Raw genomic sequence first — 17,696 nt, forward strand, 5'->3', positions numbered from 1 at the left:
TTTGCTCCTGTGTCCTATGCATTCGAGTTTTGTTTTCTTCTGTGGCCCGTATGCTGTATGTACGGGCATAAGTGGCCCTCGTTTGCTATTACTCTCTGCCTGCCCTTTGCTCCACAATCGTTACTCGCTTCATCACTACTACGGCTGACTCCGCCATCCCTAAAACCTTCTTTTCATCTCGCGACTTCTATACTGCTTTCCTTGCAGGGATCTATGGACTTCCCAAGTTCCTAGTCTTATCTCTATTGCCTCGCTGACGTTTACAACCCCGGTGAGAGAAGAATGCTGTGTTCCCGATTCAGTTACTACACTCTTCTGTTGTTTGCTGAGCTACAAACCTCATCTGCTCTCACGATCACGTGTTTTCGGAGCTAATTTCGTTCACCCTATGCGGTTCAGGTTTCGGCTCGACAATTTCTCTGTCTACGCTTCGTCAATTTCGTTACCTCCATTGACGCAAGACTCGATACGCAGTGGGATCGGTTCCCCTTCTGCGACAGGACTTTCACCTGCAAGATAAGCCAATCTTTGCTTGGCGCACTAATAGGTCACATTTAGCTTGTATAATCCTAAATTCGGCAGTTGAATTTACTACGAGTGCCGAATTTAGGATAATGTTTGAACTTGTTACTAATAGTTTAATTTCAAATAAATCCTTCTACTGAAATCGATGACCAATTACTAAGAAAAATATTTCTATTCTTTTTTATCTATCATTTTAAGAAGGATTTCTTTTAAAAAAACCAGCAATTTTAAATTGGGGGCAAATTTTAATATTTCTTTTCTCAGTATATGCTAATCCTAGAGTGTACTTACCTCTAATTGCTGATACATCTGCAATTGAAGTATAGCCTGAAGCATCTAATTTTGAATCTTTGAAACTTACTCCTATGTCTGGTCTTTGCATGGATTTTGTTTGAATAAAAATATTCTTCCCTTTGTTGTCGGTTAAGACTAAAAGTACTGATTCAGGTAACTCAGCTTTTGTCCTAGTTGATTTAACTAACCATCCTTGTACTTTAAGTAAATTATTATCAACAACAAATGATGTCGTAGAAGGAGCTCCATTTATCATATCAATATAACCAGCACAATACTTAGCAAATGAAACTCTTTCTTCACTAACTTCATTTAAAATCGTGTCAGTTTTAAATAGGTGAGAAATACTAGTGTTTCTTGTTCGGTCCAATTTTTTTTGTTGCGCAGATTGAGCCGAAGTAGCAGTACGAGGGTCTTTCAATCGATATATTGAAAAATCACTATCTACCATATATATATTACTCTCATAACCCCACTGTTTTAAGTTAAGACCTGGTTTTGTCTTAATCTCAGTGACAAGTGAATAATCTTTTGCCGTTTCAGGATGATACATTGAAAAGCTTATGAACTCCTTTGGTCGCAGAACAATAAAAGAAGGCTTTAAAAGCTGAATCAGATCACCGAAACCTTTATTAGGGCTTAAAGCAAGTGCATCCACAGAAACTTTAGAAGCTAGACCTGGATGATCATATATTGTTTTATTAAATGCTCCAAAACCCATGTACCCTAATGGTTCAAGTACAGCAGTATCACTTGGTCCCATCATTGAGCCCAAAAGCTCTCCAGTTTTCAAACGAACTCCACGCTCTATTTGATTTTGAACCCGTTTCTCTACTGGAAACGAGAAGGGAATATGAGATGCATATACTATAGCTATAAAACTCCCAAGGACAATTGCTCCAACTTGATAATAACGTGTTTGCTGAAAAGTTATTCCCGACAATCCATATCCAGCAAGCAAAAATAATAAAGCAACGAATGGAGGTAAATACCACATGAAGTAAGTGGGTAATGTTGCAGAAGATCGATAAGCTATAAAAGTTAAAAGTACTATTGCTACTCCTAATAATTTCCACTCTCGGATAAGACAAGCTTTCAAGATCCCTAAAATGGCTAGGATTATCACAGTCATAACGACGAACATAATTATGGAAGAAGAAAGAGGCTCCTGTGTGGTAAAAAACCATTCTTTAAATGGAGCAATACTCTTCCATGAGTTTAAAAAATAATCAATTACTGTCGGTAATGAATTCTTAAATGGACCAATATTTCCAGATAAACTCTTTGCAACAATCGTATTTGGGACTATAGAACCATAATAAAAATAGGCAAAAAACATCCATGGTAGTACGACACAAGAAAATGATATTAAGCTAAAATAAGCTTTTTTTGATGAAGAACAGATAATACCCACTCCCAATATTGGAAGCCAAAAAACAAATTCAGGACGAGTTAGCATACCTATTCCGGCCAAAAAACCAAGTATTACCCATTCCTCCTTAAAAAAGTAGAAAACAGTTGCTATAAAAATCATCGTAGCAACTTGAGTTTCCATCCCAGCCATCCCGAAAAATATTTGTAGTTGATCGGTTGCGAGATATCCAAGGACAAGTATCTGTCCGGCTCGATTAAAATTTAGGAGTTGGCCAATGCGATATGCATAGTAAATAGATCCGACAGCTGCTGCCAATGATGTTATTCGCAACAAAAATAATCCTTGATGAAAAGTTTCACCGATAAGAGCAATGAATACACCGACTGGCGATGTAAAACTTTGGATATAAGGCTCACTAATATGATGAGTTAAACCATATCCAAGCCATCCATTACGTGCAGATGTTAATGTTATGAGTGCATCTTCCCAGATACGTTCGGTATAAAACCAAAAAATTAATCGTACGAAAACTGCAATAATGATAAAAGTTACTGCAATAGGATGGTTTGTCATTAGATTTCGTAGTTGTAATCGTATACTCATATTAAATTCCTTTAAGTTTGATTTTGTCCAACAAAAACGTTCAAAATATCTTATATATTCCTATGTCGCATTTTTAATGATTCCAGGAATTTTAAATTGAGGACAAATTTTGATAGTATTTCCATCCTTGTATGCCAAACCAAGACTATAATTTCCACTTATATCTGCTACATCAGCAGTGGCTATATATCCTGTATTGTCTAATATTGGATTTTTGAAATGCTTACCCACATCAGGCCTAATCGCTGGCCGAGTTTTTATGAAAATATTTTTTCCCTTGCTATTAGTTAAAACTAAAAAAACGGAATCAGGTATTTCAACTTTTGGCTCCACAGACTTAGCTAACCAACCTCGAACATTAATCGACTGATTAGCAATAAATGATGTAGTAGCTGCTGCTCCATTAATTTCATCAATATAACCCACGCACTGTTTTGCAGCCGAAACTTTTTCAGTACTTATATTTATAGCCTTATCAGGCTTACCGAAAGTAGCGGGAATTTTAAACTGAGGACAAATTTTAATACTGTTTCCTTCTTTATATGCCAAACCAAGATTATAATTTCCACTTATATCTCCTACATCAGCAGTAGCTATATATCCTGAATTGTCTAATATTGGATTTTTGAAATGCTTACCTACATCAGGCCTAATTGCTGGCCGCGTTTTTATGAAAATATTTTTTCCCTTGCTATCAGTTAAAACTAAAAAAACGGAATCAGGTATTTCAACTTTTGGTTCTACAGACTTAGCTAGCCAACCTCGAACATTAATCAACTGATTAGCAATAAATGGTGTAGTAGCTGCTGCTCCATTAATTTCATCAATATAACCCACGCATTGTTTTGCAACAGCAACTTTTTCAGGGCTTAATATATCTTCAGTTTTATCAGAATTACTAAAGGTACCAGCAATCTTAAATTCTGGGCAAATTTTAATACTATCTCCTTCAGTATACGCTAAACCAAGAGTATAGTTACCACTAAGTGATGAAACATCTGTAAGAGCGGTATAACCAGAAGCATCTAATTTTAGATCTTTGAAGCTTGCGGCTACATCAGGCCTTTGCATAGAGTTTGTTTTAATAAAAAAATTCTTTCCTTTGCTATCCGTTAAGACTAAAAGAACTGATTCATGTAACTCAGCTTTCGATTCAGTTGATTTCACCAACCAACCTTGTACCTTAAGTAAATTATTATCAACAATAAATGAAGAAGTAGCAGGAGCATCGTTGATCAGATCAATATAACCAGAACAACTTTTAGCAAATGAAACATCATGATCATTCGAACTTTGTTCAATGTGGCCGAAATTATGAATTTTTGCTATATCTACTTTAGTAAAATTAGGCATTTCTTTAAAAACAACCTTAAATATATTTTTCCATTGCAATCCTCCTCCAAGTGGCACGATGGAAAATGACTCTACTTTTTTATTTCTTAAAAAATCGACTCCACCATATAATAAACTAAATTCTGCAGTGTACTCTACTAATGGGGAAATTAAGAACTCTGATTTAGCCATTTCAGGAATTATTCGATACGACTTTGTTGTTCCATTCTTAAGATGCAATACAATTTGCAACTGACTTGGCTTATATAATACGTTCATTAACTTTCCAAATATACTTTGCTCCATATAGATTTCAGCAAGAACCGGAGCAGAAATATCAGGAACAAAGACTGTCTCACCTAATGAGTAAACAGACTCATGTATGTTTTTCGCTTTAGGGATTTCAACTTGTGAAGATCTTCTATGTAAATATAAATAATCATTTTTTAAAGTACTTGGTTGATAATAACTTAAGAATATGGGCCAACTAGGACCATTCTCTAGCGAAGGGATTCTGCTATCTATAGTTTCTAATTTGAAAATAAGATGATCAGGTGATTTTTTACTCAGTAAATGCATTTTGTCTATTTGTGCTAGAGAAGGAGTATAAGCAGAATAGCTTTGAAGAACCGGTCTAGGATTCCAATTATTCTTAGATGCAATTAGATAAGCTTGACTATATGAATAAATATCAGTTGTCCCTTTAAATTTTGGAAATTTTACTTTTTCTTGTATCTGCACAAGTGCTTTATCAAACTCTTTATTACGCCATTGATTGTCAGCAAAACTTTTTATAATTCCATTCCAAGTCGATAGATAAAAAGATTTTATGTCATAAATAAAAAACTGCATTCCTATATAATGGATGTTAATACCGATACACGCTAAGGAAGCAAAGAACAAAACTACGGATGCTTTCTTTAAGTTGACTACAAAAAAGACAGATACCGCAGCAATCAAAAGGGCTGAGGCTGCTATCATCGCATGACCATCATGTCGAACAAAACCACCCTTAAAAGCTAAAAATAGATAGATAAAAAATGATAATCCAATAAATAATTTTAATTTATTAGAGCCCCCATTTTTTTCAATCAATAGTAAACTTAACAAAATAAATGCAGCTAGAAGATAGAAAACTATCTCAGATAAATTTCCATTAATTCCCATTGCTTCTCCATACCCGGAAATAATCGCTGAACTGGATATGAAATAGTGGTATAAATTTAAAATCGGTTGGCCAGATATAGCCCAGAAAAAAAGAATGGATACAAGAAATGAACTTACTATAGTAATAGCTTGAATCCACTTTCTATCTGATATAAACAAGAGAAAAGATAAAGCTAGTATACCTAAACAAACAACTAAGAAGCTTCCTTTTATTAAAGGTAACAATCCAAACGGGAAAAATAATAATGCTAAAATAATAGGAGACAATTTATAGACATGATTTGGCTTTATTTCTGTATTTAGCGAATTAAAACAATATATCGCGACAAGTAATGGATATGTATAAAACAATGAATCCCTCACCAATAAAGTGGTCATCAAAGCTATCCAAACAAAAATCAAAAAATACCAAGGTTTATTTTTTAGTAGAAAAGCAAGAAGTCCTCCATATGTGATACTCAAATACAATGCCACAATCATCATCGAGGAAGCGACTGCAGGATGGTATAATTTTGTATACAAAAATACAAATGGCCCATAAGTAAAAATCATATCTCGGCCAAAAAGTAACCCCTGTGATATTGCTTGGTTTAGTCCAAAAGCCCAGGACGGATCAAGTCCTTCTTTTGGCATTTCAGGTGAAAAAGGAACAAAAATACAAATTACTGTAATGAATATGAGTATCTCTAAACTCCAGTGAAGTATTTTATTAATTACTTGTTGATCTTCACTCCATGAAAACAATTTTTTGAGCATAATAAAATCCTATTGTTAAAAACAATTTTAAATCCACACCAAGTATAGGCCTCAACAGATAATTCTTTTAAATAACTATAGAATTATGCTCCTATTTTAGGCGCTTAAATATTTAACCGATTAAAAACAAAACTTGGCAGATGCCTAATTACGATCATAATTAATGCCCATTTAGTTGGGGCATATATCACCGATTTACCTTTTTCTAGACCTTTAGTAATAGTTTTTGCCACATCTTCAGGTTCTGCTAAAGCACCTACTTGTTGCTTCAAAGATGCGGTCATAGGTGTATTTGTTGGTCCAGGTTTAATCAAAATAACTTTAACGTTGGTTTGAGCGAGTCGATGTTGAAGACCTTCTGCATATCGTGTAATCAGTCCTTTAGCTGCACCATACACATAATTGGATTTACGGCCTCTATCTCCCGCTACAGAACCAATAATTGCCAAAGTGCCTTGATTTGCTTTTTGCATGTGTCCTACAAAAGCTTCAGCAAATAATACAGGTGAAAGGGCGTTTATCGCTAATGCATCGTGGCAATCGATAATATCTTGCTGACAAACTGATTGATCAGGTAAAGAGCCATGAGCGATTAATACTAAATGCAAAGGTCCTTCTGCAACAATTGAATCTACAACCTGCCTGATCGCAATCGGATCAAGAAAATGTGTTTCTATGATTTGAATCACAGTTTGTGGGTTGCGTGTCTTTAAGTCTGCAGCTATAGGCTCTGTTTTTGCCTTATCACGACTTACTAATGTTAAAATAACAGGTTCCTTGTCAATCCAAAAGCGTGCACAGTGCATAGCAATGGTTGAAGTAGCACCAATAATTACAATTCTCTTTTTATCATCTACCACCAACTAATCCCCTATTAATCGACGCGACATCGCTGAGCTTATTCCTGGATCACGATATGGCAACAGTTCATGAAAGCGAGGATAACCACTCACAAATAAATCTTTTGGCATGCGTGCATCCTTAGCAAGATAATTTCGTCCTCCTGCCGCTCGAACAATTGCATCTAAGCGTTCGAAAAGCTTGTGTGTATGTAATCCTTTATTGGGAAAATCCAATGCTAAGGTCACACCAGGCATGGGGAAACTTAATATACCCACTGATTTTTTATGACCAAAAGTTTTTAATACAGTTAGAAAAGATCCTTGTTTGGATAAAGAAATTTCATCTAACATCGCTTGTATCGCATCAATGCTGTTTTCGGGAGGAATGACTGTTTGATACTGAAAAAATCCTTTAGGTCCATACATTTTATTCCAATGAGTCACATGATCTAAAGGATAAAAAAAGGGTTCATAATAAACTTTTTGAAACTCTTTAGAACTTTTCTTTACATTAAAATAAAGCCAATTAAATGCTCGTAACGATAAAGGATTTACCAACGATACTGGTGGAACAATAGGCATCGTCCATTTTTTCCCTCGATGAACTATATTTTTATCTTGTTCATAAGAATTTGCACGCATAAAAAGGCCACGTACTCTACCCTTAGCCACACAATCTATCCAAGAAACGGTATACGACCAGTTTGCCTCTGATTCACTAGCAAGTTGAAAAAATTCATCAAGACTCTCATAAGGTAATGTTTCAGTAACTAACCACGGCCCAACAATGGGAGCAAGCTGAATTTCTACCTCAAGAATTACTCCGGTTAAACCTATTCCTCCTACTGTGGCTGCGAACCATTCTGGCAGGAGATTCGGTCCACACTCAATAACACTCCCATCCGTACGAGCCAATTTAATTCGTTGAACATGGTTTCCAAAAGATCCAGAAATATGATGATTCTTACCATGGACATCGTTTGCAATTGCTCCTCCAACCGTAACCATTTGGGTACCAGGGGTCACAGGTACAATCCAACCTCGTGGAATAAACAAACGTTGGATGTCGCGTAATAATACTCCAGCTTCACATGTAAGAAGACCCGTTACTTCATCAAATAAGATAAAACGATCAAGCCCTGTTGTTTTCCATAAAAGACCTTTGGGGTTTAAACAAACATCTCCATAACTACGTCCCATGCCATAGGCAACCCCTTTGCAATCACTTTGTAATTGTCCAGGAGTTTGATATTTGCAATACAACGATCGAACTTCATGTTCCCAACTACCTAATCGTCCCCAAGAAGTAACGGCTACCATAATCCTACAGCACCTAAAACTAATATAAAAGAAAAGGCTAAACCAGCCAACAAGCTAACTTTATCTTTTACCGCAAACACTAATGGATCATCATGCATTTTTCCTCTATGAGCTTGCAACCACATCCAATTAATCCAAAACAATAAAATAGGTACTTCTACCCAAAGTAGCTCTGGAATTTTATAGAGTTTCATAATGGCATCACTATGAATATAAAGAGTTAACACCAAGACAGCGGCAAAACCAGAGGTAATTCCTTGCATCTGAATTAATTCACCATCTGAAGTATAATAACCACGTCCATGAGCACTTTTTGAACCATGTTGTAATTGGACTTTTAATTCAGAATAACGTTTCACTAATGCAAGTGATAAAAATAAAAAAATAGAAAAAGTAAGTAACCAAAATGACATGGGTGTATCGATCGCTGAATTACCCGCGATAATTCGCAAAGTATAAAGAATCGATAACACAAGACAATCTACTAAAACAATACGTTTAAGTTTCCAAGAGTACAAACAAGTTAAGATAAAATAAGAGGCCAGCCAAAATATGAAAGTGCCTTCTACATGTCTTGCCAATAAAAGGCTGCAAAATAGCAATAATGGTGCAAGAACAACACCTATCCAAGCTGGAATTTGACCCGACGCAAAAGGTCGCTTGCATTTTCGTGGATGTAAGCGATCACTTTCCAAGTCCATTAAATCATTAATAATATAAACTGAAGAGGCACATAAACTAAATGCAAAAAAAGCAAGAATGAGCATAAACCAATGATCAAAAGAATTAATTTGATGTGCTGCCAAAAGAGGAATAAATAAAAGGACGTTCTTTAACCATTGATGAACTCGTAATACACGACACCATGTTCCAAAATTTGACTTTAATGAAGGAAACACACGCTCAATTTCGCAACTTTCCTCTGCTTTTTCAGCTACTTTTGCAGAAGCATTGACTACAACTGCTTTTCGAGCACATTGCCATACAGGAATATCCACTTTAGAATTACCAGCATAATCAAAACCTGCATGCCCATAACGCGCTACAAGAGCCTGTGCTTTTTTCTCCCCTGCCAAATTGATGGAACCGTCGCTTGCGATTACTTCATCAAAAATCCCCAGATGCTCTGACACAGCATCTGCAATAGAACGATCGGAGGCAGTGCACAAAATAAGCTTGCGTCCCTCTGTTTTTTGTTGCTTTAACCACTGTAATAAATCGTTGTTATAAGGCAAAGAACTGAGATGTAACTGTGTATGTTTCGCTAAATACTCTTTGAGGGCTGCTTTTCCTCTTGATAACCAATAAGGGATACGCAATAGAGCAAAAGGGTTAGTGCGCAAAAGCCTTAAAGCTGATTCATGAAGAATATCTGTATGAATTAGTGTCCCATCAAGATCAACAATTAATGGAAGTAAGCTCAAGATGAATTCCTTATCATAATTATCCAATAGCAATTAATCCTAATGTATTTCTTATTGATTTCCAAGAGTTATTTAGATTGGTATGCTATGTGACACCCCTGCACTTCAATTATTTTCCAACTCTCTTGTGTTGATACCCATTGGCTTAAATAGTCGACTGTTGGTATTTGCACTGAAGGACATACCACTACTGCACCCAGTTGTGAATTCTTAGTATATTTTTCTGGATGTAAAGCAATCTTATTGTAATATTTAAAAAACTCAGGCACAGTAAAAGATTTTCTCTCCGATAAATAAGCAAGCGTTGAGCTCCAATCGTTACCAAAGGCAATAAAATACTTGTTTTCTGGTATTTCCTTTTTTAATACACTTGCTACAGCATAATCACGTGAATTTTCAGTATTAAAATCGGCTTTAATTGTGCCCAGATAATCTTGAGAGAAATAGTAATAATTTGAAATAAGCATACACGTTACGATCAAAAGTGATAAGGCAATATTTTTACAATATTCAGTTAACACGTAATTTGTAGACAACGCTATCGCATAGATGAGGAATATTATATTTGCGGTTTGGTAATAATAATGAACAATGTGGAGATTTGTAAACAAAAATAGCGGCATCAGCCCTAATAATAAACATACCAGAATAGTAAATTTCGTCACTTTATCGATTTTAGAGCCTAATGCAATAAGGACTATTCCAATACCAAATATCCCTGATAGATTCTGTTGAAAAATTCTTTTCCAAAGAACATCGATGTAAAAAGTAGATGAAAATCTCTGATGCAAGTCACCCCAGTTCCAAGAGTGCAGTGACTTTGAAGTTAGTTGACCACCAAAAAGATTCAATTCTTTAATATGATCAGTATATACTGTCCATAATGTGCCTATACTGATAGGCAAACCAAAACAGAGAATTAGGGTAAAGAACATTTTTTTATTACAAAGTAATTTTAATGAATGGTGATTCTTGTTTACCTCTAACAAAAAATAACAAATGAATAATAATATAAGAATAGGCAATGTTGTTGTCGCTTTCTGCAATATACCTAAACTCATAAACAATGCAAAAAGAATCTGATCTTTATAAGATTTATCGGATTGAATCAGAACAACAAAATATTTTATTCCCACAAGAGAAAAAAATAATGCTGCTGTTTCGATCATAAAAGTGCGTCCCCAATAGAGATATATTGGACTGGAGAGAAAAAAAGCAATAAATAAATAAAATGCTGCTTTGGGGAAATGCAGGCTTTTAGTTATTGAGCGAACCGGAAATAAACAAAGAACCAAGAAAAGATAACTTATAAGCCGAGCAATAGTATTTATATTTCCACCCGTAAACTTTGTTATAATGGCAACAATGTATTGATAAATCGGAAATTCAAAAGGAATACTCCAGGGCGGTCCTCCAACTGGGGTTTCATAAGCAAGATGAAACCCGTTTTTCATGAGCCAATATGCAGTCAGAGCAGTTTGAGTTTGCCTGAACGCATAGAAATCAAGAGGAACTTGATTAGCATAGTTTATTGCAATATAAGATGCATATGAAAAACAAGCAATTGCAAAAAAATAAAAAAAGTTCTGCGTTGTTATCTGTTTCTTTAACAGCTGTACTAACATTATAACCCTCCTGAATTGAATTCCAACCCAATTTCTGGCTCATCTCTTTCAATTTCTGTATATTTTTTAGAGAATTCCTGTTGCTGTGTATTATCCTTTTTGCCACTTAGTTATGAGCAAAATTCGATTGCATTAATCCAATCCATCATGCGTGTAAGTCCTTCTGTAAAAGAAACTTTCGGAGCCCATTTTAATTCTTTTATTGCTCGTTCTATTGAGAGAATGCTAGTTGATATATCAAATACCCTACCTTCTGTATATCTTCGTTTTACTTCAAATTGAGTAACTCGTTCAATTTCATCCAGTACTTCATTCAAGCTAATACCTTGCCCTGATCCTATATTAAAAATATGCTCAGCACCTACATAGGTAATGGATTGAAGCATTGCACTGATTACATCTGATATATGTATATAGTCTCTCACAACGGTACCATTTCCCCAAATTTCTATTGGCTCGTTACTCAAAGCTTTTCCCAAAAAAACAGCTACGGCACCTTGCATTGAGTTAATGCGCTGTCGTTCCCCAAATGGATTGGATAATCTCAATATCGTATAATCAAGCCCATAAAGCTGATTATATAGTGCCAGATACTTTTCAATCGCAAGCTTAGTAATCCCATAAGAGCAGATTGGATTTGTCGGGTGATTTTCATCAATCGGAAGATATAATGGAGTACCATAAATAGTTCCACCTGATGAAAGAAAAATAATTTTTTTTATTCCTGATTTCACCGCATGATTTAATAATTTAACCGACCCTACTAGATTTGTTTCTAAATCAAAAATAGGATCTAAATTAGAGGTTTTGGGCAAGACAGTAGAAATCAGATGAAAGCAAATATCACAACCCTGCATTGCATTAGCAATATCTAATTCTTTAACAAAATCACCTCTAATATACTGAACATGTTTAGAGTGGATATTGGTTGAATGAGTAGAGGTTGTGCGTGCCAATACTCTGACTGAACAGCCTTGCTCCACAAGCGAATCCACTAAATGAGAGCCGATAAAGCCATTAGCACCTAATACTAAAATATTAAGATCAGATATCTTCATGAATTAAGATCAACTTATAAATTTAACGCGTTAGTCCAGGTATGTGAGTTAATGCCTGCGTAAAGCCTTGATTGGATACAATAATCGGAATAAGTCTTTCCATAGCATGCAAGATCGATCCATCATACGGCAATGGCTCTTCAGGATACATATCCCACGAATATTTTAATTCAAACAAAGGTTTAATAGCTTCAGGTCTTGCCCAAAACATAGTTCCTACAGGAAAATTAAAGTGATGCTCAGGTATACTTGAAAGTTTCATTTTCTCCGCGAGTTCATCAGCAAAAACTTTATTTTTTCCCCAATCTAATAAATACGGATCATCAGCAAAAACTAAACCAATTTTTATATCCTTTTTAAATTCATTTATAATTTGATCAGCCATTAGATGCTTACCACCTAATAAATTTTCTATAAGAAAAAGATACCAATCGCGAGCAAATTGAGCATTTTTAATGTCTAAGCTTTTTTTAGTATGAAAATGACCTATCACTTCGTATTTTTGTAATTCATCAGCAAACGCACTTATCAATGGCCCTATATCTCTACCTCTATTGGGAACAGCTTTGATTTTAGTATTTATTTGCTCATAGTCTGATAAAATTTCCGATACTTGTTTGAATAAGACCTCATTAGTACTAACATAGACATCGAAATCTGATTCATTAATTTGAATACGATCCATGAGGTCTTTTAAAAGGTCAGAATAAAAAACATGGATATGAATAGCACATCGTAATTTTTTCTCATTACCAAAAAAACTATCACTCGGAATAATTATTTGCTCTTGCCAGGGACCTTTTGGTTTTCCCGATCGGATATAATCAGCAAATGGTTCTACAGTATCATCCTTATTTTTATTATAAATATGGTAAATTGTTTGATTAAATCCAGGTGCTGGTTTCCTAAGCAAGTTAACTTTACTGTGCCAAGACCTAACATACTTTCGGATAGCATCTTGCCGGCTAACATCCGATTGTAAATAGAAATCTACTTTAAAATCATCTGAATTTTCTAAAGTAATACAATCAAGCTCTTCTTGCCTAACAAGTTTCATTTGATTCTTTGAAAGAAATAATAAGTTAGAAACATAATTGTTCATATCAAAATAGTTTTGAGCTAATTTTTTAATTTTTGATGAAATTAAAGAATAGTATTCGGGCGACTGATAAAATCGAATAATTTTCTGCATTGATTCAATAATACTTAAATGAGATATAATGCATTCGGTAGTATCCGAATCCTGCTGTAAAATTTCAGCTATTCCAGTTCCTTGATCAAAGCAAATCAGTGGTTTTCCAAGCACCATTACATCAATAGCCACATTCGGCAGAGGGTCTAAACGTGAAGATAAATAAAATAAATCTGCCTGTTGATACAATTCATCTAAGTTAGAAACTTCATCAATCAATTCAAAGTAACCTGTTAAATTAGAACGTTCAATTTGTGCTTCAAGATAACAAGAATAAGAAATATCATGCTCCGGATCATATCCTGAACCAACCCACAACATTTTAATATTATATTCTGGATAAGATCGTTTCAGTTCTGCCGCAGTTGCAATAAATAGATCAACTCCCTTTCGATAATGTACTGAACCTACACCTAAAACTAAAAAAGGTTTAGACTGCAATTGATTGTCATAGGTTTTATGACTTTTAATATTTATTTCATGATTCTTTCTCATTATCCCAGCTTCCACAGGTATATTTGATTTACCTTGAGAAAGTACTTGGGTCGAATGAATCGCCTTTTCAGTATAATTACTAATCGCATTATCTTGAACAATTTTAGCAGGGAAAACTATTTTACCAGCCCATAGAAAAGCATCCATAAACTTACAATGAGGACGTGTATATGTTGCAAATTCATGAATTAAGAGAATACTTGGGATAAAACGTCTCGCTAAAGGCTCCAACACATAAAAGGACTCAATTGAATTAACAATTGAGAATTTAACATTATATTGCTCAACCGCTTGATGCACCAAATTATCTATAAAAAACCTATTAGAATGAATTGACCTATCGATGCTTATTATCGCATTACAGGTTTGCTCAAAAAATAAAGTTATACCACCAGAATTTAACAGTAGAATAACTACATTGAATTGCTTTTTTAATTCTTCCGCAATATTAAGTGCAAGTATTGGTGCTCCTGTTCTAGAGGCATCATGGCTTACTAAAAGTACAGTTTCATTTGCATCATTAAAAGGAGTTACATCTTTATATAGATTAAAAGGACTTCCTCTTCTTCCTTCCGATTTTCCATAATTTATAAAATGAAAATAAGGATCTATATCCGCATTTGCGATATCAGGATAAAGTGTTAAATAATAATCCTTATCAAACTCGTATGGGGAAATTAAATTCTCGTTAAGTGTAACTTGAGGACTAGTGGGTAAATCTACCTCTTTAGATTTAACACTTGTAGAGAGTGTACTTTTATTCCAAAAGCATCTAGGAGGGAATGCTAAAGAATAATGACTACCTGTTAGACTTAAATTAGGATTATAAAATGGATCGTTTTGCAGTAAATCACTCCAATATTTTACCATATAAATAACTTCTTTCTTTTCTTGGGCTTTTTCTTCTTCAGTTTGGGCACTACCTCTAGTTAATGATTCATGATGATATAATTCTGCATAAGGAGTCCAAAGAATTCGATAACCTTTACTATAGGCACGTAAACAAAGATCGACATCGTTGAAAGCCACTTTCAACGTATTTTCTTCAAATCCATCTAATTCTTCAAATACCGAACGTCGCATAGCCATACATGCAGCCGTAACTGCTAAAAAATTTTGTGACAATGAATCTTTTCCCATATAACCATGTATTTTTCTAGGCCATCTGGAAAATATATGTCCAGCTACTAAACCATAACCACCAATAACACCAGCATGTTGGATAGTATCATCAGGATAATAAAGTTTGGCACCAACCACCCCAATTTCAGTCCTCATAACTTGGCTAACCATCTCCGTTAGCCAACAAGAAGAAATAACTTCCGTATCATTATTAAGAAATAATACTATTTCTCCCTGTGCTTGTGTTACAGCAAAATTATTGATTTTTGAGTAATTAAAGGGTTTATAGTAAGGAATAATTTTAATTTTTTGATTCTGTTTTAATTGTTCAAAATAATCATATGTTTTTTGTTGCTGACTTTGATTATCAACAATTATTAATTCAAAATTGGAATATTCAGTTTTTTTAAGAATGCTTTCAATGCAACATTTAAGCACATCTACTTTATCTTTTGTTGGAATAATAATACTTACTAAAGGTTCAACCTTAGGTAAAGGATAAATAACACGATGAAAATTAGGTAAAAAAGGATTTTGTCCTACTTGTGCGCCAATTATATTTTGACGTTCTAAATGGGCTTGAATTGCGTTTCGTGCTGTATCTTCACATGTATATGCTTTTGAATTTGACACAGACTCGGAAAGAATACGCCAGTGATATAAAACATGTGGAATATGACGAATTTGATCTGGTGTAATCACTTCAATAACTCGAAGCGCCAAATCATAATCTTGACTCCCTTCATAGCCTTTACGAAACCCACCCACGTTGTTAACTACTGAACGCTTATAAACACCCAAATGACTGATAAAGTTATGGCTGTAAAATAAGTCTGGATTCCAATCTGACTTAAAGTAAGGTTCGTAACGTGTTCCGTAGCTATCGATTTTATCTTCATCGCTATAAATTAATACAGCATTAGGATAATAATTCAATTCTTCAGCGATTTTATATAATGCATGCTCCGTTAATTCATCATCATGATCTAATAAAGCGATGAATTCACCTGTCGCCAATTGCAATGCACTATTACTTGACTCCGAAATATGGCCATTCGTTTCACGATAAATGACTTTAATTCGTGAATCTCTTTTAACATAATCACTTAAAACTTGTTTTACATGAGCAGCAGTAGAAGCATCATCAGCAATACAAAGTTCCCAATAAGGATAGAGTTGTTTTAGAACAGAATCAATTGCTAGCTTTAACCATTTTTCAGATGAGTTATAAACTGGCATAACTATAGAAATAGTAGGGGTATATTCCAGATTAGCTATTTTATCTTTAATATTTTGCCTATCACTCTCAGTAATAGTGTCATATAAACTAACCCAATCTTTATAATTTCTTTTGGTATTCGTAAATTTCTTACGTGTTTTTTCAAGATGTACTAAAGGATTGATACCTTCTTTTTCTACCTCAGGATACTCTGATAAATAATCGGCGGTTGAAAAATTAGGACCAGGATCACGTCTTTCAACAGCACCATATTGTACGAAATGAAATACTGGATCTAAACCGGAGGCTTTTACATCAGGATAACGATTTAAATACCAATTAGCATCAAAATAAACACTATTCTTACAAATTCTAATCGTTTTTTTATTTGATACCTTACTTCTTCGCCAAATTTCCATTAATCGAAACATTTTTTCCCTAAGTTTTAAGTAAATCTAAATTAATACTTTTAAAAATTCAGAGCTTTTCGTCTGGTTAATCGTGTAATACTTTAGTGCATTAAATTGAAGAATACAACTATGATTTTTTAATACATTTTTCCTTAGATTGAGACTATTCTAGTGCATTGATATCAAATTTTAACAGATCGATGTTTGCGGCTATCTATAATTGAAAGGACCAAAAGGCTAATATTAGTTTGAAACTAAGAATATATTTAAAACAAAGCTGTCATAGTTGCTAATGTGCATATAACTTGAGTTTAGATACATAAATTTAATTCATTCGACACTCTAGTTATTTATTCAGAAAACCTTTTGAGTTTCATAATGCACTAAAGGATTCATACCCATTTGTTCTACTTCTGGATTTTCTTCCAAATAACATAAGGTTGAAAAATTAGGACCTGGATCTCGTTTTTCAGCTGCACCATATTTTAAATAATGCATTACCGGATCTAGTCCTGAGACTTTTACATCAGGATAAGAATCCAGGTACCATTTCTTATCAAAAAAAACACTTTTTTTACAAATTTTCATAGGGTTTTTTAATGTTTTCTTCCTAATAAATAGAGTAAATTGATTTTTCCTTTTAAAAGATTTAATAACTTGTTCTAAAAACAATATCTTTTTGTCTTTATATTCATCAATATTTTCTAAATTCTCAACATACTTTTCTTTATCTTTAATCATATACTCCAAATTTCTTATATGATTGTTTTTCTCTTCAAACATCTGCTCTAGATTTTCGATATGTTCTTCTTTATCTTTAACCATACACTCCAAATTTCTTATATGATTATCGTTCTCTTCAAACATCTGTTCTAGATTTTCGATATGCTCTTCTTTATCTTTAACCATATGCTCTAAATTTATTATATGGTTGTCT

The 17,696-nt window shown here is 34.2% G+C and carries 9 protein-coding genes; all 9 read right to left on the minus strand.

Translation table 11 applies throughout. The annotated features are described in order from the left end of the window. Nucleotides 1-718: 718 nt before the first annotated feature. Entirely contained in the window at nt 719-2,797 is a 2,079-nt protein-coding gene (locus Lgra_RS03805; protein WP_058497963.1) for an ArnT family glycosyltransferase, read from the minus strand. A 60-nt stretch (nt 2,798-2,857) separates the two neighbouring features. Further along, nucleotides 2,858-5,848, minus strand: coding sequence for an MFS transporter (locus tag Lgra_RS03810; protein WP_131743537.1), 2,991 nt, complete (start codon nt 5,846-5,848; stop codon nt 2,858-2,860). 308 nt (nt 5,849-6,156) lie between these two features. Further along, the gene (locus Lgra_RS03815; protein ID WP_083502848.1) at nt 6,157-6,912 is read right to left on the minus strand and encodes an SDR family NAD(P)-dependent oxidoreductase; all 756 of its coding nucleotides are present in this window, start codon (nt 6,910-6,912) and stop codon (nt 6,157-6,159) included. A gap of 3 nt (nt 6,913-6,915) precedes the next feature. Beyond that, nucleotides 6,916-8,214, minus strand: a complete 1,299-nt coding sequence (locus Lgra_RS03820) for an FAD-binding oxidoreductase (RefSeq protein WP_058497965.1) — start codon at nt 8,212-8,214, stop codon at nt 6,916-6,918. After that, nucleotides 8,208-9,638 carry a UbiA family prenyltransferase gene (locus Lgra_RS03825; protein WP_058497966.1) on the minus strand — a complete coding sequence of 477 codons (1,431 nt, stop codon included), beginning with the start codon at nt 9,636-9,638 and terminating at the stop codon, nt 8,208-8,210. The genes Lgra_RS03820 and Lgra_RS03825 overlap by 7 nt, the downstream gene beginning before the upstream one ends. A 68-nt stretch (nt 9,639-9,706) precedes the next feature. Then, nucleotides 9,707-11,263 (minus strand): glycosyltransferase family protein, encoded by a 1,557-nt coding sequence (locus tag Lgra_RS03830; protein ID WP_058497967.1) that lies wholly within the window; start codon nt 11,261-11,263, stop codon nt 9,707-9,709. A 110-nt stretch (nt 11,264-11,373) separates the two neighbouring features. Continuing rightward, complete coding sequence (locus tag Lgra_RS03835) at nt 11,374-12,321, minus strand: NAD-dependent epimerase/dehydratase family protein (protein ID WP_058497968.1); 948 nt, start codon at nt 12,319-12,321, stop codon at nt 11,374-11,376. Between the two features lie 22 nt (nt 12,322-12,343). Then, nucleotides 12,344-16,780, minus strand: a complete 4,437-nt coding sequence (locus Lgra_RS17200) for a glycosyltransferase (RefSeq protein WP_065231751.1) — start codon at nt 16,778-16,780, stop codon at nt 12,344-12,346. A 333-nt stretch (nt 16,781-17,113) separates the two neighbouring features. Continuing rightward, nucleotides 17,114-17,696: hypothetical protein (locus Lgra_RS03845; protein ID WP_238584343.1), on the minus strand; the 583-nt coding region annotated here is incomplete at its 5' end.

This window comes from Legionella gratiana, assembly GCF_001467695.1.
GTDB classification, from domain to species: domain Bacteria; phylum Pseudomonadota; class Gammaproteobacteria; order Legionellales; family Legionellaceae; genus Legionella; species Legionella gratiana.

Bases quoted from the DNA above. Each gene is read 5' to 3' on its own strand.
- Lgra_RS03805 (WP_058497963.1), bottom strand. From the start codon at position 2,797: ATGAGTATACGATTACAACTACGAAATCTAATGACAAACCATCCTATT.
- Lgra_RS03810 (WP_131743537.1), bottom strand. From the start codon at position 5,848: ATGATTTTTACTTATGGGCCATTTGTATTTTTGTATACAAAATTATAC.
- Lgra_RS03820 (WP_058497965.1), bottom strand. From the start codon at position 8,214: ATGGTAGCCGTTACTTCTTGGGGACGATTAGGTAGTTGGGAACATGAA.
- Lgra_RS03830 (WP_058497967.1), bottom strand. From the start codon at position 11,263: ATGTTAGTACAGCTGTTAAAGAAACAGATAACAACGCAGAACTTTTTT.
- Lgra_RS03835 (WP_058497968.1), bottom strand. From the start codon at position 12,321: ATGAAGATATCTGATCTTAATATTTTAGTATTAGGTGCTAATGGCTTT.
- Lgra_RS17200 (WP_065231751.1), bottom strand. From the start codon at position 16,780: ATGTTTCGATTAATGGAAATTTGGCGAAGAAGTAAGGTATCAAATAAA.